General features: G+C 70.4%; 20 protein-coding genes. All 20 read right to left on the bottom strand.

Translation table 11 applies throughout. The features are described from left to right. On the bottom strand, positions 1-982 hold a 982-nt coding region (locus VGV06_10780), incomplete at its 3' end, for a SagB/ThcOx family dehydrogenase (protein HEV2055640.1). A gap of 4 nt (positions 983-986) precedes the next feature. Then, positions 987-2,003, bottom strand: coding sequence for an S-methyl-5-thioribose-1-phosphate isomerase (gene mtnA, locus VGV06_10775; GenBank protein ID HEV2055639.1), 1,017 nt, complete (start codon positions 2,001-2,003; stop codon positions 987-989). Beyond that, positions 2,000-2,263 (bottom strand): DUF167 domain-containing protein, encoded by a 264-nt coding sequence (locus VGV06_10770; GenBank protein ID HEV2055638.1) that lies wholly within the window; start codon positions 2,261-2,263, stop codon positions 2,000-2,002. The genes mtnA and VGV06_10770 overlap by 4 nt, the downstream gene beginning before the upstream one ends. Further along, positions 2,244-2,723 (bottom strand): DivIVA domain-containing protein, encoded by a 480-nt coding sequence (locus VGV06_10765; protein HEV2055637.1) that lies wholly within the window; start codon positions 2,721-2,723, stop codon positions 2,244-2,246. Before VGV06_10765 ends, VGV06_10770 begins: the two co-directional genes overlap by 20 nt. A 22-nt stretch (positions 2,724-2,745) precedes the next feature. Then, a complete protein-coding gene (locus tag VGV06_10760) occupies positions 2,746-3,015 on the bottom strand; it encodes a YggT family protein (GenBank protein ID HEV2055636.1) in 270 nt (89 codons plus the stop codon). Between the two features lie 2 nt (positions 3,016-3,017). After that, positions 3,018-3,830: a pyrroline-5-carboxylate reductase gene (proC, locus tag VGV06_10755; protein HEV2055635.1), complete on the bottom strand. Its 813-nt coding sequence runs from the start codon at positions 3,828-3,830 to the stop codon at positions 3,018-3,020. 2 nt (positions 3,831-3,832) lie between these two features. Beyond that, a complete protein-coding gene (locus tag VGV06_10750; protein HEV2055634.1) occupies positions 3,833-4,528 on the bottom strand; it encodes a YggS family pyridoxal phosphate-dependent enzyme in 696 nt (231 codons plus the stop codon). Positions 4,529-4,552: 24 nt separating this feature from the next. Further along, on the bottom strand, positions 4,553-5,347 hold the full coding sequence (pgeF, locus tag VGV06_10745) for a peptidoglycan editing factor PgeF (protein ID HEV2055633.1): 795 nt from the start codon (positions 5,345-5,347) through the stop codon (positions 4,553-4,555). A gap of 58 nt (positions 5,348-5,405) precedes the next feature. Next, complete coding sequence (locus tag VGV06_10740; protein HEV2055632.1) at positions 5,406-8,759, bottom strand: adenylate/guanylate cyclase domain-containing protein; 3,354 nt, start codon at positions 8,757-8,759, stop codon at positions 5,406-5,408. A gap of 163 nt (positions 8,760-8,922) precedes the next feature. After that, positions 8,923-9,357, bottom strand: a complete 435-nt coding sequence (mscL, locus tag VGV06_10735) for a large conductance mechanosensitive channel protein MscL (GenBank protein HEV2055631.1) — start codon at positions 9,355-9,357, stop codon at positions 8,923-8,925. 5 nt (positions 9,358-9,362) lie between these two features. Beyond that, positions 9,363-10,520 carry a cell division protein FtsZ gene (ftsZ, locus tag VGV06_10730; GenBank protein HEV2055630.1) on the bottom strand — a complete coding sequence of 386 codons (1,158 nt, stop codon included), beginning with the start codon at positions 10,518-10,520 and terminating at the stop codon, positions 9,363-9,365. A gap of 94 nt (positions 10,521-10,614) precedes the next feature. Then, entirely contained in the window at positions 10,615-11,859 is a 1,245-nt protein-coding gene (gene ftsA / locus VGV06_10725) for a cell division protein FtsA (protein ID HEV2055629.1), read from the bottom strand. Positions 11,860-11,867: 8 nt separating this feature from the next. Further along, positions 11,868-12,779, bottom strand: a complete 912-nt coding sequence (locus tag VGV06_10720) for a cell division protein FtsQ/DivIB (protein HEV2055628.1) — start codon at positions 12,777-12,779, stop codon at positions 11,868-11,870. Beyond that, positions 12,776-13,657, bottom strand: a complete 882-nt coding sequence (gene murB, locus VGV06_10715) for a UDP-N-acetylmuramate dehydrogenase (protein HEV2055627.1) — start codon at positions 13,655-13,657, stop codon at positions 12,776-12,778. The genes VGV06_10720 and murB overlap by 4 nt, the downstream gene beginning before the upstream one ends. Before the next feature lie 3 nt (positions 13,658-13,660). Next, the gene (murC, locus tag VGV06_10710; GenBank protein HEV2055626.1) at positions 13,661-15,058 is read right to left on the bottom strand and encodes a UDP-N-acetylmuramate--L-alanine ligase; all 1,398 of its coding nucleotides are present in this window, start codon (positions 15,056-15,058) and stop codon (positions 13,661-13,663) included. Between the two features lie 2 nt (positions 15,059-15,060). Further along, positions 15,061-16,161: a putative lipid II flippase FtsW gene (gene ftsW / locus VGV06_10705; protein ID HEV2055625.1), complete on the bottom strand. Its 1,101-nt coding sequence runs from the start codon at positions 16,159-16,161 to the stop codon at positions 15,061-15,063. Then, a complete protein-coding gene (murD, locus tag VGV06_10700; protein ID HEV2055624.1) occupies positions 16,154-17,572 on the bottom strand; it encodes a UDP-N-acetylmuramoyl-L-alanine--D-glutamate ligase in 1,419 nt (472 codons plus the stop codon). Before murD ends, ftsW begins: the two co-directional genes overlap by 8 nt. Before the next feature lie 13 nt (positions 17,573-17,585). Continuing rightward, the gene (gene mraY / locus VGV06_10695; protein ID HEV2055623.1) at positions 17,586-18,665 is read right to left on the bottom strand and encodes a phospho-N-acetylmuramoyl-pentapeptide-transferase; all 1,080 of its coding nucleotides are present in this window, start codon (positions 18,663-18,665) and stop codon (positions 17,586-17,588) included. Further along, positions 18,665-20,056 (bottom strand): UDP-N-acetylmuramoyl-tripeptide--D-alanyl-D-alanine ligase, encoded by a 1,392-nt coding sequence (gene murF, locus VGV06_10690; protein ID HEV2055622.1) that lies wholly within the window; start codon positions 20,054-20,056, stop codon positions 18,665-18,667. Before murF ends, mraY begins: the two co-directional genes overlap by 1 nt. An 8-nt stretch (positions 20,057-20,064) precedes the next feature. Beyond that, positions 20,065-21,576, bottom strand: coding sequence for a UDP-N-acetylmuramoyl-L-alanyl-D-glutamate--2,6-diaminopimelate ligase (locus tag VGV06_10685; GenBank protein ID HEV2055621.1), 1,512 nt, complete (start codon positions 21,574-21,576; stop codon positions 20,065-20,067). Positions 21,577-21,579: the final 3 nt, after the last annotated feature.

Raw genomic sequence — 21,579 nt, 5'->3', positions numbered from 1 at the left:
TGATGGTCTCAGCGAGCGCGCGGCCCGCCGACGGGCGCGGCGTGGGCAGCGCCACGAGGGCGCCCGCCAGGGACCGCCGCTGCCACGACGCCTCCCGCCAGGCCTGCACCTCGCTCTCGCCGTCGAGCGATGAGTTCTCATACGCATATCGAAGCAGCGGATAGTCCACCTCGGAGGACGACAGCGGGATCACCTCCGGCGTGATCGCGGTGATGACGGGAGACACCGGAGCGGGCCTCCCCTGCCCGCCCACGGGCGCCAGCAGGAGCGCGCCTTCCTTCTCCGCGTCGAGAGCGAGAAGCCCGTTGACCTCGAGGTCCACGAACCCGGTGATCGCGCGCGCGGGCAGGTCGAGCGCCGTCGCGGCTGCGAGCAGGTTGGACAGCATGCTGCCCGAGTCCCAGAAGAGGTGGCGGTAGCCCCGCGCCTGGTACTTCCAGGTGTTGCGCCAGTAGATGGCGGAGAGGATCAGCGTCGCCGGACGCGAGGCCAGGTCGTCGTCGGCAGCGGCGATGGCGAGGGCGCCGCGGAAATCTCCCTCGCGCAGGCGCCGCAGCGCGAAGTCGCCAGGCGAGAAGTGGTAGACCCCGGGCGCGAGCCCCGCCACATCGCCCGCGACCACGTAGACCTCCGTCTGATACAGAGCCCCGGTTGACGGCGCCGCGCGGAAGTACATGGCGCCGCCGCCCGGATAGCTCGTGCGCTTGGTGACGCCGGCCGAGAACAAGAGCAGCGCGGCGAGGCGCTCGAGGTCGAGCGGGGCCGCGCCGGCCGGCTCGGTCGAGATGGCCGCCAGCGCATCGAGAGCCGGCACGGGGAAGTCGCGAGGCAGGGCGACGACCGGCAGGCCGGGGTAGATCTTGAACGGCTCGGGCTTGGTATCCCAGTCGAGCCCGCGGGAGCCTGCGCGGACGGACTGCGGCGAATGCGCGGTAGCGTCGTGGTAGCGCCGGGCGGCTTCCGGGTGCCGGTTGCCGGACACGGCCCTACTTAAAGGAGTACGGGAAGCGGAAGACTCCCCGCTCGGTGATGATGCCGGCGATGAGCTCGGCCGGCGTCACGTCGAACGCGGGGTTGTAGACGGGCGTCTCGGCGGGCGCCGTCTGACGGCCGCCGAAGCAGCGGACCTCGTCACCGCCGCGCTCCTCGATGGGGATGCCGGCTCCCGACGGGATCGACGGGTCAATGGTGGACAACGGCGCCGCGACGTAGAACGGGATGCCGTGGTGGCTGGCCAGCACGGCGACCGAGTAGGTCCCGATCTTGTTGGCCGTGTCGCCGTTCGCGGCGATGCGGTCCGCGCCCACGATGACGAGGTCCACCTCGCCCTGCTTCATGACGAAGCCCGCCGCCACGTCCGAGATCAGCCGATGCGGGATGCCCTCCTTGACCATCTCCCAGGCGGTGAGCCGCGAGCCCTGCATCACCGGCCGCGACTCGTCCACCCACACGAGGGCGACGCGCCCGTGCTCGTGAGCGGCGCGTATCACGCCCAACGCCGTCCCGAACCCGGCCGTCGCCAGCGCGCCCGCGTTGCAGTGCGTGAGGATGCGGGCCCGCTCCGGCACGAGCGCCGCGCCGTGGGCCCCGAGCGCCTTGTTGCCCGCCAGGTCCTCGTCGAGGATGGCCCGCGCCTCGCCGAGGAGGCGCTCTCTCAACGCGGGCACCGGGAGCGCGCGGTGCGCCTCGGCGACGCCACGCATCCGGTCGAGCGCCCAGAAGAGGTTGACCGCGGTGGGCCGCGTGGCCGCGAGCCCCTTGATCGCCTCCTCGAGGTCGGCCACGAGCCCGTCGCCGTCGGGCGCCGCGCTCTGGCGAGCGGCCAGCACCACGCCGAAAGCTGCGGCGCAGCCGATGGCCGGCGCCCCGCGGACGACGAGGGTGCGGATGGCGTCGGCGACATCCCGCCAGCGGGTGTATTCGCGCATGCGCTCCTCGACGGGAAGGAGGCGTTGGTCGAGGAGCAGGAGACGGTGCCGCTCCCAACGGATCGGCGCGATCATCCCGGGATCTTCACGCCCTGGGGCAGGCGGAACCACTTGTCGCGCGACGCGGCGCCGCGCACGAGGTTGATAGACGAGGGGGCGACGTCGAACGTCTCGGCCAGGAGGTCGATCACCGCGCGGTTGGCCTTGCCGTCCTCCGGCGCGGCGGTGACGCTGACGCGGAGCGCCGCCCCGTGCCAGCCTTTGACCGCGTTGGCGCGGGCCTTGGGCTGGACGCGCACGTGGAGCAGGACGGCCTCAGGATTTCGCGGGCTCATCCCCGGCGGCGGCCTTGAGGTCCTGCTCGAGCAGGCGCTGGTACATCTCCACGGTCGAGCGGAGGCCCTCGGCCAGCTGGCGTCGGGTACGCTTCAGCGCGATGATCTCGCTCTGGAGGCTCCCCTCCGCCGCGCGCGAGGCGTCGATGATCCTGTCGGCCTGGACCTCCGCCTCGCGGATGATGACGGCCGCCTCGCGGCGCGCCTGGTCCTTCATCTCCTCGACGAGCCGCTGGGTCGTGACGAGCGTCTCCTGCAGGACCTTCTCGCGCTCCTCGAGGCCGCGCGTGCGCTCCTCGAGCGCCTGCAGCTGCTCCTTGAGCAGCGAGTTCTCCTTGAGGAGAGCCTCGTAGTCCTCCGCCAAGTCCTCCAGGAAGGTGTCCACCTCCTGGGTGTCGAAGCCGCGGAACATCTTCACGGTGAATTGCTGCTGGCGGATGTCCATGGGCGTGATACGCACGGTTCGTTGTCTCCTCTTGCGGCTAGTTCATCAGCGCCCGGAGCAGCATCGGGACGACCCACTGGATCAGAAGGATGACAATCATCGGCGAGAAGTCGAGGCCAAAGGTCTTCCAGGGCGGCAGGAGCTGGCGGATCGGCGCCAGCACCGGCTCGGTCAGGCGGCGGAGCAGGCGGACGACGGGATTGTACGGGTTCGGGGTGACCCAGGAGATGACGGCCGCCGCGATGATGACCCAGGTGTAGATGTCGAGGACGAACATGATGAGCCGGACGACCTCGAAGGGCAGCACCGCTAGCCCGCCCCCAGCTCGCGCGAGCGCAGCGTGGCGCGCTCGACGGCCTGGATCAAGGCGCGGCGGAGCCCGCCGTCCTCGAGCGCGGCGACACCCGCGATGGTCGTGCCGCCCGGCGAGGAGACCATGTCCTTGAGCTGGCCGGGGTGCACGCCCGTCTCGAGGATCAAGCGCGCGGAGCCGAGCACGGTCTGCGCAGCGAGCAGCGTCGCCGTGGCGCGGTCGAGCCCCATCTTGACCCCGCCGTCTGCCAGCGCCTCGATCGCGATGGCGACGTAGGCCGGGCCGGAGCCGGAGAGTCCCGTGACGGCGTCCATGGCGCTCTCCTCGAGCACCACGACCTTGCCGACGGCGGCGAAGAGCTCCTGCGCGGCTTCGAGGTCGCCGGGACGAAGGCCATCGGCGCGCGCGATGGCCGTGACGCCTTCCAGCACGAGGGCAGGCGTGTTGGGCATGACCCGGATCAGCCTCGCGGGCTTGCCGAGCTGGTCCCGGAGCTTGCGCGTCGCCACGCCCGCGGCGATCGAGATCAGGAGCTTGCCCTCGTCAACGGCGGAGGCGACCTCCTTGAGGACGGCGGCCATGATCTGCGGCTTGACCGCCAGGATGATCACGTCGGCGCCGCTCACGAGCGCGGAATTGTCCGTGACGGCCCGGATCCCGTAGCGCTTCGCGATCTCTCCGAGGTGATCCGCTCGGGGGTCCGCGGCGGAGATGGAGCCGGCGGGCACGAGGCCCGTCTGGGTCAGGCCCTTGATCAGCGCCTCACCCATGTTGCCCGCGCCGAGGAACGCGACCCGTTTGCCCTTGATGCTCACGCCCCGCCCTCCGTGACGGCCGCCCTCGGCGCGCGGGGGCCGAAGATCGCGGTTCCCACGCGCACCATGGTCGCCCCCTCCTCTATCGCTACTTCGAAATCACCGCTCATCCCCATGGAACAGTGCTCGAGGCCCGAGGCGTCCCGCAGCTCGCGCAGCCGCTTGAACCAGGGCCGTGAGGCTTCGACGCTGTCAGCCGCGGGCGGGATGCACATGAGCCCGCGCACGTCGAGATTGCGACAGCCCGTCATGGCGTCGAGCAGCCGCTTGAGTTCGGCGGGCTGCACGCCGCCCTTCTGCGGCTCCTCGCCGACGTTCACCTGCACCAGCACCCGCATCACGCGCTCGGCCTGGTGGGCGCGGCGGTCGAGTTCCCGGGCCAGCTCCTCGCGGTCCACCGAGTGGATCCAGTCGAAGAGGTGGACGGCCTCCTTGGCCTTGTTGGTCTGAAGCGAGCCGATCAGGTGCCAGGGCACAGGCCGCCCGAGCGCCGCGACCTTCTCCTTCGCCTCCTGCACGCGGTTCTCGCCGAGCGCCTTGACTCCCGCCTCGATCGCGAGCGTGATCCGCGCGATCTCCACCGTCTTGGATACGGCGATCAACAGCACGTCATCGGGCTTGCGCCCGGCGCGTCGGGAGGCGCGCTCAATCGCCTGCTGGACCTTCTCGAGATTGCCCCGTATGCCGAGCATAAGTGCGTGTCCGGTTGGCCGATTCTAGCACGCTGGGTCTCCCTCTTCCCCTGCGGGGGAGAGGGTAGGGTGAGGGGGCACGGCTGCAACGCTAACCAGCCGTCCCTTGTGGCCGCGGCGGTAGGAGTAGAAAAGGTCGGTGCGGCAGCCCGTGCAGAGCCGGGGGTTGTCTATCCTGTCGCCGCGAAGCCCCGCGCTTCGGAGCTGGTCCTCGTTGGCGGCCCAGAGATCGAGCATCCACTTGCCCAGGCCCACCGACCTGACCCAGGCGCCCCACCGGCCCGGAAAGGCCGCGTCGAGCCGCGCGATCACCGGCTTGTCCACCTCGTAGCAGCAGGGCCCTATGGACGGTCCGACGGCCGCCAGGAACTCCTCGGGCCGCCCGCCCGCCTCCACCAGCGCCAGGACGGCCGCCCGCGCCACCGACTGGGCGGTGCCGCGCCAGCCCGCGTGGACGACCGCGAGCCGCCGCCCGTCGGGGTCGTAGATCAGGAGCGTCACGCAGTCGGCGGAAAAGACCGCGATAGGCAGCCCCGGCCTATTACTCATGAGAGCGTCCGCGTTCCCGACGCAGCCACCCTCCGTCGCGCGGAGGACATCAGCGCCGTGGACCTGCTTGAGGAAGGCCGCGGGCTCCGCAGCGAGGCCGCACTCGGCGAGCAAGGGCGTGGCGTCGGGGCCGAGCGGCGGGAACGGCTCTCTGAAGGCCGTCACGCCCGGGAAGTTTCGCGTGGTGAAGAGATGCGGCACTCCCGCGCCTTCGAGCAGCGGCGAGAGGAAGTGCGTCGGCGGGTCGCCGTGGAAGCGCGGAGCGGTCATTGCGTCGGCCATTGTCTCACGCGGTCCGATCGGGCCGTGAGCTACAGCGCAACGACTCTCATGCCAGCTCCCGCATCTCGGCCTCCGCCTGCTTCAGCCAGAACCGCATGTCCATCTCGCGGTACAGCGTGATGGCGGTGGTGAGGTGGTCGCGGGCCTGCTCCTGCTTGCCCGTGCGCTGGGAGAGCTTGGCGAGGCCGAGGTGGCAGTGGGCGACGAGCGGGCGCATGCCGAGCTCGCCGGCGAGCGCGAGCGCGTCACGGTAGTGGCCGTCAGCGTGCTTCGGGGGATCGCGGCGGGCGGCGATCTCGCCGAGAAGCCGGAGGGCCCATGCCTCGTAGGGGCGTTGACCGCGCTCGCGGGCGAGGGTCAGGGCTCGCCCGGCGAATGCGAAAGCGTCCTCGAGCCGGTCGGCGAGGACGTACGCTTCGCCCAGATACCCGAGGGAAATAGGCTGGTAAAGTCCCAATCCCATAGTCTCAATGGCGCTCAGCGCGTGCTCCAGCAACGGGATGCCCTCGGCCATCCGCCCCGAGAGCGCGTAGGCGTAGCCCAGGCTCCCGGTGCTTATCGCTGAAAAGTAGGTCAGGTTCCACTCGCGACTCAGCGCCAGCCCGCGTTCGAGCAGGCGGACGGCGTGGCTGAAGTCTCCCCCGGTGATCTCGAGATAGGCGAGAACCCAGCACATGGAGGCCAGGCTGTAGGGGTGATCCAGTGCCTCGGCGAGGCGGATCCCTTCCTGGCCGTAGGCGATCCCTTCGTTCAACTTTCCCAGGTCGGCGAACCCCCAAGTCAAAAAATAGCGGGCCGCCACGGCAGGAAATCCGGCGAGGCCAAAGCGTTCCCGGCTCAGATCGCCTTCAAGCAACTGCAGGACTTGCAGGAGAAGCTCCTCGGCCTGTCGGTAGTCCCCCGTCCCGAGGCAGGCCACGCCGAGGTAGAGATTTCCCGTCACCTGGAGCGGAACATCCCCAAGCGACTCGGCAATAGCCTGGGCGCTCTGGCCGAACGCGAGCGCCTCCGTCGGATGACCAGTTATCCAAAGGTTGTGGCACATATAGACGGACAGCTGCCCGAGTCGCTGTCGATCGTCGAGCGTCCTGGCCAGGCCTTCGGCTTCGCGGAGATAGCCGACGATCCGCTCGAATTCTCCAAGCGGAAACAGTGCAGTTCGAAGATCGAAGCGAAGATCAATGGCCTGCTCCAGCCTCTCGCGGGTCTCGAGCAGAAGCTGCAGGGCCGTCAGCGCCTGCTCGAAGCACGTCACGGCCTCCCGGTTGGCGGATCGCGCCAAGGCTTTGGCGCCTGCCTGCCGGAGGTACGTGACCGCCTTCTCCCACACCTCACCCCGCACGGCATGGTGGGCCAGCCGCTCGACGTGCTCGATCAGCCGATCCGGATAGAAGCGCTCGATGGCGCCGACGATGCGGGCGTGCAGGGTCTTGCGCCGGTCCTGGAGGAGCGTGCCGTAGGTGACTTCATGGGTGAGCGCGTGCTTGAAGGTGTACTCGGGATCCGGAAAGAGGCGCGTCTCGTACAGAAACTCGGCCGCCTGCAGATGGGTGAGCCCCCGCTGCACCGCATCCTCCGCCGCCTCCGCCACGGCGTGGAGCAGCACGAAGGGCACGTCCTTGCCGATGACCGAGGCCGTCTGGAGCAGCTGCTTGTCGTCCGGCGGGAGCCGGTCGATCCGGGCCGCCAGGATCACCTGCACGGTCGCCGGGACCTCGATCGCCTGGATCGCCCGCGTCAGACGATACGCCCCGCGCTCCCGGGTGAGCGCACCCGTCTCCACCAGCGTCCGGATGCTCTCCTCGATGAAGAAGGGGTTGCCGCGCCTGACCAGCAGCCGCTTGAGGGGCTCCAACGCCGGGTCGTCGCCCAGGAGGACGCTCAGGAGCTCGCCCGCACTCTCGGGCGGGAGCGCGTCGAGCCGTAGCTGGCTGTAGTAGGTCTTGCTCACCCAGCCATGCTGGTACTCGGGCCGGTAGTTGACCAGCAGCAGGACCCTGGCCGTGGGAAAACTCTCCACCAGACCGTCGAGCACGGCCTGCGTCTCGGCATCGATCCAGTGCAGGTCCTCGAAGACCACGAGGACGGGTTGGCCCTGGCTCTCCCGGAGCAGGAGGTGCTTGACGGCGTCGAGAGTGCGCTGCCGCTGTTGCGGCGGATCGAGCGCCTGCCATTGGGCGTCCTCGACGGGCACATCGAGGAGGGCCAGCAACGCGGGCAGGATCGGCTCGAGTGTGCGATCCAGCGTGAGGAGCTTGCCCGTCACCTTCTCTCGGATCTCGCGATGGGTTTCGCGATCGTGAATCTTGAAGTAGGCCTTGAGGAGATCGATGACGGGCAGGTAGCTGGTCGCCTTGCCGTAGGACACGGAGCCGGCTTCCAGGATGAGCCAGTCCTGGGTACGGTGGGAGTGGGTGAACTCGTACACGAGGCGAGACTTCCCCACGCCGGGTTCCCCCACGACGGCGACGAGCTGGCCGTGGCCATCGTGCGCGAGGGCGAGCGCCCGGCGGATCTGCTCGATCTCGGCGTCTCGGCCGACGAATCGCGTCAGTCCCCGCGCGGCGGCCGCGTGGAGCCGGGTCCGCTGCGCGCTCGCCCCGGTGAGCGCGTAGACTTCCACGGGGTCCGCCATGCCCTTGACTGCGACCGGCCCCCGGGCCGCGACCTGTACGTAGCCTTCGGCGAGCTGGAGCGTCGCGGGGGCGAGCAGGATCGTGCCGGGCGTCGCCATCTGCTCCATGCGGGCGGCCAGGTGCGTCGTCTGACCGACCGCGGTGTAATCCATGTGCAGATCGGACCCGATGGCGCGGACGACCACCTCGCCGGAGTTGAGCCCCACGCGGATCTGGAGGGGCACGCCGTGCGAGCGGAAGACACCCTCCGCGTACTGCGTGACCGACTCCTGCATCCGGAGCGCCGCATAGCACGCCCGCACGGCGTGATCCTCGTGGGCGAGGGGCGCGCCGAAGAGGGCCATGATGCCGTCGCCCATGACCTGATTGACGGTGCCCTCGTAGCGGTGGACCGCGTCCATCATGCGTTCGAGCACCGGGTCGAGGAGCTTGCGCGCCTCTTCGGGATCGCGGTCGGCGAGCAGTTCCATCGAGCCCTTGAGGTCGGCGAAGAGGACCGTCACCTGCTTGCGCTCACCCTCGAGGGCGGCCTTGGAGGTGAGGATCTTCTCGGCCAGGTGCTTGGGGGTGTACGTCTCCGGGGCGGGCGAACGAACCGGGGCCGCGGTGCCGGCGGCTACGGCTTGGCCGCACTGGAGGCAGAAGCGGGCGCCCCCTGGTAATTCTGCGCCACAGGAGCCGCAGGCGAGCGCGAGGTGGGCTCCGCAGCCCAGGCAGAACCTGGCGTGGATCGGGTTGTCCTGCTGGCACCGGGGACACGTCATGCCGGGGAGGCCTCCGATTGGGGGAGTCGGGCCGGTTTCCTTCGTGGGACGAGTGGGCCGACCTTAGCCGGAGACTCTCTGTGGGTCAAGAACCGCCGACCCGGCGTGGGACGGGGGAGGAAGTTCCGCCTCGACCCCTACCTCGCGTACGTCGAGAGCCTGCCTACGCCGGTTTGACCTCCGAAGTGCAGTGGGCGCAGCGCGTGGCCTTCTGCGGGATGTTCGAGAGGCAGAGCGGGCACGGGCGCGTGGTGTGAGCCGGCGCGGCCGGGGGGAAGAGCCGGTTGACCTGCTTGATCAGCAAGAAGACGGCGAAGGCCACGATCACGAAGTCCACGATAGCCTGGAGAAACGCCCCGTAGTTGAGCGTCGGCGCGCCCGCCGCCTTGGCCGCGGCCACGGTCACGTAGTGCTGTCCCGAGAGGTTGATGAAGAGGTTGGCGAATTCCGCCTTGCCCAGGAGAAGGCCGATCGGCGGCATGAGGACGTCGCCAACGAAGGAGGACACGATCTTGCCGAAAGCCGCGCCGATGATGACGCCCACCGCCAGCTCGGCGACATTGCCGCGCGCGATGAACTCTTTGAACTGCTTGAGCATGCTCGCTAGTCCGCTTGCCTCCTCAGGAACGCGGGCACGTCGAGGTCCTCTTCCGTCTGGCCCACGGCCTCGGCGCGGATGTCGGCCGGCACGCGGCGGCGCCAGTCCTTGCTGGGGGGAGCGCCGGGACGGGGCGCGCGCTGCATGTCCACGACCTTGCCCGAAGGCTGGTTGGCCTCCTTGCGCTCGCTGAAGCCCGTGGCGATGACCGTGATGCGCACTTCGTCCTGAAGGCTCGGGTCGATGACCGCGCCGAAGATGATGTGGGCCTCCTCGTGCGCGGCCTCCTGGACGATGCGCGCGGCCTCTTCGACCTCGTGCAGGGACATGTCCGAGCCGCCGGTGAAGTTGATCAGGATGCCGCGGGCGCCGTCGATGGAGGTCTCGTCGAGCAGCGGACTCGCGATGGCCTTTTGCGCCGCGTCGAGCGCGCGGTGCTCACCCTTGCCGACGCCGGCGCCCATGAGCGCCATGCCCATCCCGGCCATGATGGTCCGCACGTCCGCGAAGTCGAGGTTGATGAGCCCGGGCACGAGGATCAGGTCCGAGATGCCCTGCACCGCCTGGAGCAGCACGGTATCGGCGACCTTGAACGCCTCGATCAGCGGCGTGCCGCGGTCGACCACCGCGAGCAAGCGCTGGTTGGGGATGGTGATCAGCGTGTCGACGACGCCCCGCAGCTCGGCGAGCCCGGCCTCCGCCTGCTGGGAGCGGCGCCTGCCCTCGAAGGCGAAGGGCTTGGTCACGACCGCCACGGTCAGGATGCCCATCTCCTTGGCGGTCGCGGCCACGATGGGCGCCGAGCCCGTGCCTGTGCCGCCGCCGAGCCCGGCGGTGACGAAAACCATGTCCGCGCCGTCCAGGAGCTTCTTGATCTGCTCACGGTCCTCGAGGGCCGCGTTCTTGCCCACCTCGGGATCGGCGCCGGCGCCCAGGCCCATGGTCAGGCGCGCGCCCAGCTGCAGCTTCACGGGAGCGGGCGACGCGCGCAGGGCCTGTAGGTCCGTGTTGGCCACGATGAACTCGACGCCGGCGAAGCGGGCCTCCATCATCCGGTTGATCGCGTTGGACCCGCCGCCGCCGAGACCGATGACCTTGATCTTGGCGTTGTCCTTCGTTTCCTCGAGCTCGAACACCGGCCGCCCCCCCCGTGGCTCTACCATCGGCTCCTCCTTGACCACCCTGCGTGAGTATCGCGGCTGGCCCGGCGGCAGCTGGAGGAAGAGCTCCCCCTGCCCCGCGGGCCTGGGCCCATTGCTAGAAGAGCTCGCTAAACCAGTCCCTGAGCCTGCGCATCGTCCCAAGCCCGGAGGAGCCGACGGCGTCATCCACGGAGGCGCCGCTGCGCCGCCCGCGCGCGCCGTAGAGCGCCAGGCCCACGCCCGTGGCATAGATCGGGCTCTGGACCACGTCCGACAGCCCGCCGATGCCCACGGGCAGCCCGCGGCGCACCGGCAGGTCGAAGACCTGTTCGGCCAGCTCCGGCACGCCCTGCATGATCGAGGTGCCGCCCGTGACGACGACGCCCGCCGCGGCGGCGTCCTCGAGCCCGGCCTTGGCGAGCTCGCGGGCGACGAGGGTGAAGATCTCCTCGGCGCGCGGCTGGATGATCTCGGAGAGGATCTGCCGCGACAGCTCGCGCGCCTTGCGCCCGCCCACCGAGGGCACGGAGATGACTTCGTCTTCGCGTACAAGGGCAGTCAGCGCGCAGCCGAGACGCTTCTTGAGCTCCTCGGCCTCGGCCGTCGGCGTGCGGAGCCCCACGGCGACGTCGTTCGAGATGTGGTCGCCGCCCAGCGGCAGGATGCCCGTGTACCAGACGGCGCCGTCGCGGAAGAGCGCGACGTCCGTCGTGCCACCGCCCAGGTCTATCAGCAGGATCCCGAGCTCCTTCTCCTCGTCGGAGAGGACAGCCTCGGCCGACGCCAGCGGCTCGAGCACGATGTCCTGCACCTGGAGCCCCGCGCGGTTGACGCTGCGGACAACATTCCGCACGGAGGTCGTGGCGCCCGTCACCAGGTGCACCTCGACCTCGAGCCGCACCCCGGACATGCCGAGCGGCTCTTTGACCCCGTCCTGGTCGTCCACGACATAGGTCTGGGGCAGCGCGTGGATGATCTCGCGGTCCTGCGGCAGGTTGATGGCGCGCGCGGCGTCCAGCGCCCGCTCGACGTCGGCGGCGCTGACCTCGCGGTGCTTGCCCGAGACGGCGACCACGCCCCGGCTGTTGGCTCCGCGGATGTGCCCCCCGGCCACGCCCGCGATCACGCTCGAGATCTCGACACCCGCCATCTCCTCGGCGTCGCCGACGGCCTGCTTGATGCTCTCGACCGTCGAGTCGATGTTGACCACGACGCCCTTGCGAAGGCCCCGCGAGGGGCTGGTACCGACGCCCACAATGTCGAGCGTGCCGATGGACGACCACTCCGCGATGACGCAGCAGATCTTGGTCGTCCCCACGTCGAGCCCTGTGATGAGCTGCCGTCCTCGCGATCTGCCCATGGCGCCCCCTACCTCGCCGCGGTTCTCAGCACGACCTGGTCGCGGAATCGCAGGTCGATCGACGTCGCCCTTTGGCCCGAGGCGCGGAGCTGCGCCAGCACGCCACCGAGCCGCCCCAAGCGGTCGTCCCAATCTTCTCGGCCGAGCCGCACCTCGACGCCGTCCAGCATGTAGAGCACCGGCCCCTCGGGGCGGCTCACGTCCACTTCGGAGATCTCCCTCAGCAGCGGGCTCTGCGCGCGCATCAGCGTGCGTATCAGGGCCACGCCCGCGGCCACGCGCTCGGACGACGTGCGACCAGCGGCCGCGACATCGTCGGCGCCCGCGGCCGACACCAAGGGCGCGTCGAGGGCGACGGCCCGCGTCTCCGGACCGAGCGGCACGCCCTGCTCGTCCACCCAGTAGAATCCTCCCGCGGGCCAGTAGAACCCTCCCGCGGGCCAGTGGAGACCCCCGGCATGGACGAGGACGAAGGGCTGGCGCTCTTCCACCAGCAGCGTGACGCGGTTCGGGAAGGCGCGGACCAGCTCGGCGCGGCGCACCATCGGCAGCGCCTCGACGCCCGCCACCGCCCGCCGCGCGTCGAGCCGGAAGAGGTTCTGCCCGGGCGAGAGCCCGGAGGCTGCGACCACCTGATCCACCGAGAGCTGACTCTGCCCCGCGACCTCGACGCGCTCGACGGCGAAGCGCGGCGCCATGAGGAGCCACCGGCCGCCGGAAGCGAGCGCGCCGCCCAGCGCGACCACGAGCAGCCCCACGCAGAGCCAGGCACCGCCCCGGCGGGCCAGCCGAAGCATGTGCCGGCGCCGCCGGCGGCGGTCGAGCCGCTGGTCGGCCATGGCCACCGTCGGCTCGGCCAGGTCCGCAAGGCCGCCGTGGGCGGCCCCGCGCGGCGAGAGGACTCCGGTGCGACCGCTCATCCTTCTCCCATGACCCGGATCTCGGGCTCGAGCGCGATGCCGAACTGCGCCTGGACGCGCTCGCGCGCCATGTCCATGAGCGCCGTGATGTCGGCCGCCGTCGCCCCGCCGCGGTTGACAATGAAGTTGGCGTGCTTGGCCGAGATCTCGGCGCCGTTGAGCCGCTTGCCCTTCAGGCCCACCTTTTCGATGAGGCGCCCGGCGACCTCGCCGTGAGGGTTCTTCCACACGCAGCCTGCCGACGCGAGCGCGAGCGGCTGGGTCGCCTTCTTGACCTTCAGGCGCTGCTTCATCTCCTTCTGGATCTCGGCCTGCGGCCGCCGGTGCATCTGGAGCCGCGCGCCCACCACGACCGCGCCCGCGGGCGCTGCGAAGTCGCGGTAGCCGAAGGAGCCGTTGCCGGGCTTGAACTCGCCGAGCGTCCCGTCCGGGTGGAGGAAGTAGACGGCCGAGATGAAGTCGCCGATCCAGCCGTCGGCCGTGCCGGCGTTCATGGCCACGGCGCCGCCGATCGTCGCGGGGATGCCGACGAGGCACTCGATGCCGCCCAGGTTGAGCGCCGCCGCCTCTCGGATCAGCGCCGAGAGCCCCACGCCCGCGCCCGCGACGGCCTCCTCGCCGTGGAACTCGGCGCGGCCCAGGCAGCCTTCGATCTTGACGACGACACCGCGGATGCCGCGGTCGCGCACCAGGAGGTTGTTGCCGCCGCCGATGATCTCCACCGGCAGGCGATCGCGCTCCGCGAAGCCCAGCGCGAGACGGATGTCCTCGACGTCCTGTGGGACGACGAAGATGTCCGCCGGCCCTCCGATCCGAAGGGAGGTATGGAAGCTGAGGGGTTCTTTGAACCGAACCTCGCCCCGTATCTCTCCGAGCATGGGCTACCTCCTGTTCGACTGGTCGCGCGGATCGTTGAGGCGCGTGAGAAGCTCCGCGCCCAGCTGGCCGACGTCCCCGGCGCCCAAGGTCAGCACGAGATCGCCGGGACGGGTGGATTCGCACAGGTAGTTGAGGATGCCGGCCCGGTCGCCGTCCATGTAGAGGACTTCCCGGTGACCGTGGGCCGCGATGCCGTCCGCGAGGTCCGTCGCGTGCACGCCCGGGATCGGCGCCTCGCCGGCGGCATAGATGTCCATGACGATCAGCACGTCCGACTGGTAGAAGGCCGTGAAGAACTCCTGCCGCAGGTGCTGGGTCCGGGTGTACCGGTGAGGCTGGAACACCGTGAGCACGCGCCGGTCGAACCCGGCCTTGGCGGCGGCCAGGGTGGCGCGGATCTCGGCGGGGTGATGCCCGTAGTCGTCCACGACGAGGACGCCCGCCGCCTCGCCTCGGATCTGGAAGCGGCGCTGGACGCCCGCGAATCCGGACAGCGCCTGCTGGATGCGCTCGAAGGGCACCTCGAGGTCGAGGCCCACGCCGACGGCGGCGAGCGCGTTGAGCACGTTGTGCCGGCCCGGCACTTGGATGGTCGCCGCGCCCAGCGTCTTGCCCCGGTGCAGGATCTCGAACCGCGACTGCATACCGGAGAAGGACAGCCTGCGCGCCGTGATATCGGCGCCGGACTCGAGCCCGTACGTCACGACCCGCTTCTCGATCAGCGGGATCATCTGCTGGATGTTGGGCTGGTCGAGGCAGAGCACGGCCGAGCCGTAGAACGGCACCTTGTTCACGAAGGTGAGGAAGGCGGCGCGGACCGCGTCGAGGTCGGCGTAGTAGTCGAGGTGCTCGGCGTCGACCGTCGTCACGACCGCGATGGTCGGCGTGAGCTTGAGGAAGGAGCCGTCCGACTCGTCCGCCTCGGCCACGAGGAACTCGCCCTGCCCGAGCCGGGCGTTGGCCCCGAGGCCGAGGACGCGCCCGCCCACCACCACGGTCGGATCGAGCCCCGCCGCCCCCAGCACCGCCGCCACCATGGAGGTGGTCGTGGTCTTGCCGTGGGTGCCGGCGATGGCGATCCCGTACTTGAGCCGCATCAGCTCGGCCAGCATCTCGGCGCGCGCGATGACGGGCACGCCGCGCTGGCGCGCCACCTGCACCTCGACGTTGGCGCGCGCGACGGCGGAGGAGTAGACGACGACGTGCGCGCCCTCGACGTGGCTGGGCTCGTGGCCGGCGAAGATCTTGGCGCCCAGGCGCTCGAGCCTTTCCACGGCCTCGCCCCGCTTCTGGTCGGAGCCCGTCACGCGGTAGCCCAGGGTCAGCAGCACCTCGGCGATGCCGCTCATGCCGATGCCCCCGATGCCCACGAAGTGGATCTGCTGGTACTTCTTGAACATGGCTACACGGTCCCCGCGTGCTGCGAGATGTTCAGCAAGACACCCGTCGAGAAGAGCGCCATGAGGAGCGCCGAGCCTCCGGAAGAGATGAAGGGCAGCGGCAGCCCCTTGGTCGGCAGGGCCCCCGTCACCACGCCGAGGTTCACGAGGGTCTGGGTCGCGAGCATGATGGTTAGTCCGAGCGCCAGGTAGCTGCCGAAGGCGTCCGGCGCGCGCAGCCCGATCCGCAGGCCCCGCCACACGAGGAGCACGAAGAGCGCCACCACGACCACGGCGCCTGCTAACCCCAGCTCCTCGCCGACGATGGCGAAGATGAAATCGGTGTGGGCCTCCGGCAGGTAGAAGAGCTTCTGCTTGGACTCGCCCAGCCCGCGCCCGAGCCACCCGCCCGAGGCCAGGGCGAGGAAGGACTGGATGATCTGGAAGCCCGAGCCCTGCGGGTCGTTCCACGGGTTCATGAAGGCGACCATGCGCCGCAGGCGGTAGGGCTTCATTGCAATAGCTGCTGCGATCATCGGCAGCGCCGCGGCCGCGATCAGGCCCATGTGATAGACGCGCGCGCCGCCCAGATAGGCCAGGGCCAGCGTCAGGGTCACGAGCACCATGGCGTTGCCCATGTCGGGCTGGAGCATGGTCAGCCCCGCCATGCCGCCCGCCACGAGAAGGAGCGGCAGCAGGCCCTGGCTGAAGGTCTCGAGCATCTCCTGGCGGCGCGTCAGAAAGGCCGCGAGGTAGAGCAGCAGCGAGAACTTCGCCAGCTCCACCGGCTGGAAGGACACGGGACCGGCGCGGAACCACCGCCGCGTGCCGTTGATCTCCTGGCCGAAGGGCGGCACGAGCACCAGCACCAGCAGCACGAAGGACACCGCCAGCAGCGGCACCACGAAGCGCTCCAGCCGGCGGTAGTCGAAGAGCATGCCGGCCCAGAGCGCGCAGACGCCGAGCACGGCCCAGAAGAGCTGCTTCTTGAGGAAGTACAGCGGGTCGTGGAAGCGGTCGGCGGCCATGATGGCGCTGGCCGAGTAGACCATCACGACCCCGAGCGACACCAGGGCCAGCACGAGGGCGAAGAGCCACAGGTCGGGCGTGAGCTTCCTAGGCATTGGCAAGCTCGTGGACGACGGTCTTGAAGACTTCGCCGCGGTGCTCGTAGCTGTTGAACATGTCGAAGGAGGCGCAGGCCGGCGAGAGCAGGACGACGTCCCCGACGCCGCCCAGGGAACGCGCCGCCGCCACCGCCTCCTGCATCGAGCCCGCGTCCACGCACGGGACACCCGCGGCCTCAAGGACGGCGCGGATCTGGGCGCGGTCCGCCCCGATCAGCACGGCCTGGCGCACGCGGCCGCGGGCGGCTTGCCCGAGCGGGCCGAAGTCCTGCCCCTTGCCCTTGCCGCCCGCGATCAGGATGACGGGCTCCGTAAAGCTCTCGAGCGCCTTGATGGTCGAGGCGACGTTGGTGCCCTTCGAGTCGTTGTAGTACGTGACACCGCGCTCGTCGAGGACGCGCTCGATGCGGTGGGCGACGCCCCGGAACGCGCCGATGCCGCGGCGGATGGACTCGGGAGAGAGCCCGGTCCACAGGGCGCACGCGGCGGCCGCCAGCACGTTCTCGACGTTGTGCTGGCCGCGCAGCAGAATCTCGTCGAGCGGGCAGATCTCCTCGACGCGGCCGTTGAGCTTGGCGACGATCCACCCGTCGCGGACGAAGACGCCGTGGTCGAGCGGCGTGAGCCGGCTGAACCAGAGGACGCGCGCGCGGGTACGGGGGGCGAGCGACGCCGCGACCGGATCGTCGGCGTTCAGCACCGCGCAGTCGGCGGGCGTCTGGTTGGCGAAGATCCTCGACTTGGCCTCGAGGTAGCGCCCGAAGGTCTTGTGGCGGTCCAGGTGGTCGGGCGTGACGTTGAGCACCGCCGCCACGCGCGGCCGCAGCAGCTCGGTCGTATCGAGCTGGAAGGACGACGCCTCCGCCACGACGAGGCCGTCCGCCGGGAAGTCGAGGGCGTGGGCGCAGAGCGGCGTGCCGATGTTGCCGCCGACCAGGAGCGGCCGCACGGTGCCGCCGACGAGCTCGCCCGTCAGCACCGTCGTGGTCGTCTTGCCGTTGGTGCCCGTGATGGCGATGAGGTCCGCCTCCATGACGCGCCATCCGAGCTCGAGCTCCCCAATGACCGGCACGCCGCGGGCCCGCGCGGCCTCGAGCGCCGGCAGCTCGAGCGGCACGCCGGGGCTCACGACCACGAGGTCGGCGCCCGCGAAGGCCGCGTCCGGGTGCCCGCCGGTCCAGAGAGCGCACCCCAGATGCTCGAGGTCGCGCGCTTCGGCGGAGAGCGATTCGCGGGCTCCCGAGTCCGAGGCGAGCACGCGGCCGCCCAGGCGTCGGATCAGGCGCGCGGCGGCGACGCCGCTCCGCGCGACGCCCAGCACGGCGGTCGTGCGCTCGGCGAGCCACTGCCGGTACGCCGCGCCCCGCTCCCCCGCCATGGGATCTTCCTCCACCCGCTCGCCTGTCATCGTGTTCACGCGCCTATCTCAGCTTGAGGGTCGTGAGCGCCAGGAGCGCCAGCATGAAGGACACGATCCAGAAACGGACGATGATCTTGGGCTCCGGCCACCCCTGCATCTCGTAGTGGTGGTGCAGCGGCGCCATGCGGAAGAAGCGCTTGCCCGTCGCCTTGAAGTAGCCGACCTGGATGATGACGGACACGGCCTCGACCACGTAGATCCCGCCGATGAGCGGCAGCAGGAGCTCCGACTTCGTCAGCACGGCAAGCGTCCCGATCGCCCCGCCCAGCGCCAGCGAGCCCACGTCTCCCATGAAGACCTGGGCCGGGTAGCTGTTGAACCAGAGGAAGCCCACGGCCGCGCCCACCAGCGCCGCGCAGAAGATGGTCAGCTCGCCGGTGCCCTTGACGTTCAGGATCCGCAGGTATTCCGCCAGTCTGAAGTTGCCGGAGAGATACGCGATGATCGCGAAGGCGCCGCCCGCCATCACGATGGGCCCGATCGCCAGGCCGTCGAGGCCGTCCGTCAGGTTGACCGCGTTCGAGGCGCCCACGATCACCAACAGCGCGAAGGGCACCCAGAGCCAGCCGAGGGTCACCAACCACCCCTTGAAGAAGGGGATGGAGAGCGCCGTGGAAAAGCCGTCGGGCGGCCACAGATAGAGCCACGCCATGAGCGACCCGGCCAGCGCGATCTGCGCGCCGAACTTCTCCTTGGCCGAGATGCCCTTCCTGGTGCGGAGCTTTCTCCAGTCGTCGAGGAAGCCGATGAGGGCGAAGCCCGATGTCGCCAGGATCAGCACCCAGACGTAGCGGTTGTGAAGATTGGTCCACAGGAGCGTCGAGATGAGCAGCGCCGCCAGGATGATGAAGCCGCCCATCGAGGGTGTCCCGGCCTTCTCGCGGTGACGCTCCGGCGTGTCCTCGCGGATCGTCTCGCCGCCGTCCTGCAGCGCCCGCAGCCGCCCGATCAGCCAGGGGCCCAGCACGAAGGAGATCACGATCGCCGTCACCGTCGCCATCGCGGCCCGGAACGTGATGTACCGGAAGACGTTGAAGACGATGCTGTCCCTGGCCAGCGGCACGAGGAGGTCGTAGAGCATCAGCCATCCTCCCCCCCGAAGCGGGCGATGAGCGCATCCACGACGCGTTCCATGCGCATGCCGCGCGAGCCCTTGACCAGCACGGCGTCGCCTAAGGCCAGGCGCTTGAGGAGATGCGCCACGGTGTCCTCGAAGGTCTCGGCGTGGTGGCTCTCGGCCAGCCCCGCCTCACGCGCCGCCTCGACGGCCAGCCTGGCGGCGCGGCCCAGCCCGACGAACTCCGCCGCTCCGGAAGCGGCGACGGCGCGCCCCATCGCCCTGTGCTCCGCCTCCGCGATGGGACCGAGCTCGAGCATGTCGCCCAGCACCACCACCCGGCGCACACCCCCGGCAGACGCCCCGAGCGTGTCGAGCGCAGCGCGGACCGACACCGGGTTGGCGTTGTAGGTATCGTCGAGGATGCGCAGCGCTCCGCAGCGCCGCCACACGCAGCGCCCCTTGGCCGGGCGCGCCGCCTCGAGGCCCTGGGCGATCCGCTCGAGCGGCAGGCCAAGCGCGGCGCCCACGCCGGCCGCTGCGAGCGCGTTCGTGACGTTGTGCCGTCCGGCCAAGCGCAGCCGCACGGCCCCACGCCCCTCGGACGTCTCGAGGGTGAAGCCGACGCCGTCCGCGGTCTCGCTGATCTCCCCCGCCGCGCGGATGTCCGCCGCGTCCCGCGCGCTGAAGGTCCAGACCCGCGCCGCGCTCAAAGCGGCCATGGCAAGGACGCGGGGATCGTCGGCGTTCAGCACAACGGCGCCGTCGGCGGGAATGGCCCGGACCAGGGCGCTCTTCTCCCGCTGCACGTCGTCGAGGGATCCGAGGAACTCGGTGTGCGCGGACGACACCGTGGTGACGGCCGCGATGGTGGGCCGCGCGATCTCGGCGAGCGCGGCGATCTCGCCCGGCCGGTTCGTGCCGAGCTCGAGCGCGGCCGCGCGGTGCTCGGCAGTGAGCTTGACGAGCGTGAGCGGCAGCCCCCACTGGTTGTTGAAGCTCGACTCGGGCTTGAGCACGGGCCCAAGCGAGGCCAGCACCGCCGCCATCATCTCCTTGGTCGTGGTCTTGCCGTTCGAGCCCGTCACCGCCGCGACCGGAATCGTGAACCGCTGGCGGTGCCATGCGCCCAGCCGCCCGAGGGCCTTCGTCGTCTCGTCCACCAGCACGACGGGCACGCCCGGCGGCAGATCGTCGGGCACGGAGTGGATCACGAGGCAGGCGGCGCCACGCCCGACGGCGTCGCGCAGGAAGGCGTGGCCGTCCTGGCGCTCGCCGCGGACGGCGAAGAACACCTCACCGACACCCAGGCTCCGGCTGTCGAGGGAGATGCCGGCCACGGCGATGCCGAGGTCGCCTCCGAGGAGGGCGCCGCGGGTGCCGCGGACGATGTCTTCGATGGTGAATGCCGGCATGCGCGGTCCTATGTCGCTCTCCCCGCGAGAGCGGCCCGGGCGTGGGTGCGGTCGTCGAAGGGGAGCACGTCGGAACCGACAACCTGATAGGTCTCGTGGCCCTTGCCGGCGATGACGACGACGTCGCCGGCACAGGCCCAGGCAAGCGCGCTCTGGATGGCGGCCTTCCTGTCCGGAATTGTCTCATGCCGGTCGAGCGCCGGACCGCCGGAGCCTTTGGCGGAGCTCTTGGCAGGGATGCCCGCGACGATGTCGGCGATGATCGCCTCGGGCCGCTCGCTCCGCGGGTTGTCGGAGGTGATCCAGACGCGGTCGGCGAGGCGCGAGGCGATGGCGCCCATGAGCGGGCGCTTGCCGCGGTCGCGATCGCCGCCACAGCCAAAGACCACCGCGAGCCGGCCGCCGGGGCCGCGGAGCTTCTGGGCCGTCTCGAGCGTCCTCTCGAGGGCATCGGGCGTGTGGGCGTAGTCCACGATGACGAGGAAGGGCTGTCCTGCCTCGACGCGCTCGAAGCGGCCCGGGACGGACCCGACGGAGCCCAACGCGTAGCCTATGACGGCCGGCGCGATGCCGAGAGCCACGCCGACGCCGGCCGCCGAGAGCAGGTTCATCACGTTGTGCTCGCCCACGAGCGGCGAGGCGATATCCAGGTGGCCGGCCGGCGTCCGCACGCTCATGCGGATGCCCTCGGCGCCGGAGGTCCAGCGCGCCGGGCGCACGTCGGCACGCCCGCGTATCCCGTAGGTGATCGTCGGGAGCGGGAGGCCGGCGACCATGCTGACCCCCGAGGGGTCGTCGGCGTTCACCACGGCGGTGCGTCCGGACTTGAGCCCGGCGGCCAGCAGGGCGAAGAGGCGCCGCTTGGCTTCCCGGTACGCGTCCATGGTCGAGTGGAAGTCGAGGTGGTCCTGCGTCAGGTTGGTGAAGACCGCGACGTCGAAGTCGATACCGTCCACGCGCGAGAGCGCGAGCGCATGGGAGGAGACCTCCATGGCGACGGCCGTGACTCCCGCGTCGACCATTCGGCGCAGCAGCGACTGAAGCTCGACGGCCTCCGGCGTCGTCTGGCCCGCCGGAATGACCTCCGCCCCGACCCGATACTGGACGGTCCCGATGAGCCCGGTCCGCTGCCCGCGGGCGGTCAGGAGCGCATCGACGAGATAGGACGTGGTTGTCTTGCCGTTGGTGCCCGTGATGCCGATCACCGTCAGCTTGCCCGAGGGATGGCCGAAGTAGGCGTCGGCCAGCCGTGCGAGGGCCTCGCGAGAAGACGGCACCAGCACGCGACCGGTCGCCCTGCCCTCGAGCAGGTCCGGCCCTTCGAGGACCACGGCGGCCGCGCCGCGCCCGAGCGCGTCCTCGACATAGCGTCGGCCGTCCTGCCTGAGGCCAGGGACGGCGACGAAGAGATCGCCGGGCTTCACCGTGCGCGAATCGTACGCGACACCGAGGACGGTGGCGGGGATCGGTCCCAGCACCGTCTTGTCAGCCAAGGCCTCGAGCAGGGTCGCGGTGGGCACGGG

The sequence above is a fragment of the Candidatus Methylomirabilota bacterium genome, assembly GCA_035936835.1.
Lineage (GTDB): Bacteria > Methylomirabilota > Methylomirabilia > Rokubacteriales > CSP1-6 > AR37.
Note: the sequence above shows the minus strand (reverse complement) of the source record. Positions and strands in the feature narration are given on the sequence as shown.

Bases quoted from the DNA above. Each gene is read 5' to 3' on its own strand.
- VGV06_10750 (HEV2055634.1), bottom strand. From the start codon at position 4,528: ATGCTCGGCATACGGGGCAATCTCGAGAAGGTCCAGCAGGCGATTGAG.
- murD (HEV2055624.1), bottom strand. From the start codon at position 17,572: ATGACAGGCGAGCGGGTGGAGGAAGATCCCATGGCGGGGGAGCGGGGC.
- mtnA (HEV2055639.1), bottom strand. From the start codon at position 2,003: ATGATCGCGCCGATCCGTTGGGAGCGGCACCGTCTCCTGCTCCTCGAC.
- ftsZ (HEV2055630.1), bottom strand. From the start codon at position 10,520: ATGGTAGAGCCACGGGGGGGGCGGCCGGTGTTCGAGCTCGAGGAAACG.
- VGV06_10720 (HEV2055628.1), bottom strand. From the start codon at position 12,779: ATGAGCGGTCGCACCGGAGTCCTCTCGCCGCGCGGGGCCGCCCACGGC.
- ftsW (HEV2055625.1), bottom strand. From the start codon at position 16,161: ATGCCTAGGAAGCTCACGCCCGACCTGTGGCTCTTCGCCCTCGTGCTG.
- murF (HEV2055622.1), bottom strand. From the start codon at position 20,056: ATGCCGGCATTCACCATCGAAGACATCGTCCGCGGCACCCGCGGCGCC.
- ftsA (HEV2055629.1), bottom strand. From the start codon at position 11,859: ATGGGCAGATCGCGAGGACGGCAGCTCATCACAGGGCTCGACGTGGGG.
- VGV06_10740 (HEV2055632.1), bottom strand. From the start codon at position 8,759: ATGACGTGTCCCCGGTGCCAGCAGGACAACCCGATCCACGCCAGGTTC.
- pgeF (HEV2055633.1), bottom strand. From the start codon at position 5,347: ATGACCGCTCCGCGCTTCCACGGCGACCCGCCGACGCACTTCCTCTCG.
- mscL (HEV2055631.1), bottom strand. From the start codon at position 9,357: ATGCTCAAGCAGTTCAAAGAGTTCATCGCGCGCGGCAATGTCGCCGAG.
- murB (HEV2055627.1), bottom strand. From the start codon at position 13,657: ATGCTCGGAGAGATACGGGGCGAGGTTCGGTTCAAAGAACCCCTCAGC.
- VGV06_10770 (HEV2055638.1), bottom strand. From the start codon at position 2,263: ATGAGCCCGCGAAATCCTGAGGCCGTCCTGCTCCACGTGCGCGTCCAG.
- mraY (HEV2055623.1), bottom strand. From the start codon at position 18,665: ATGCTCTACGACCTCCTCGTGCCGCTGGCCAGGGACAGCATCGTCTTC.
- murC (HEV2055626.1), bottom strand. From the start codon at position 15,058: ATGTTCAAGAAGTACCAGCAGATCCACTTCGTGGGCATCGGGGGCATC.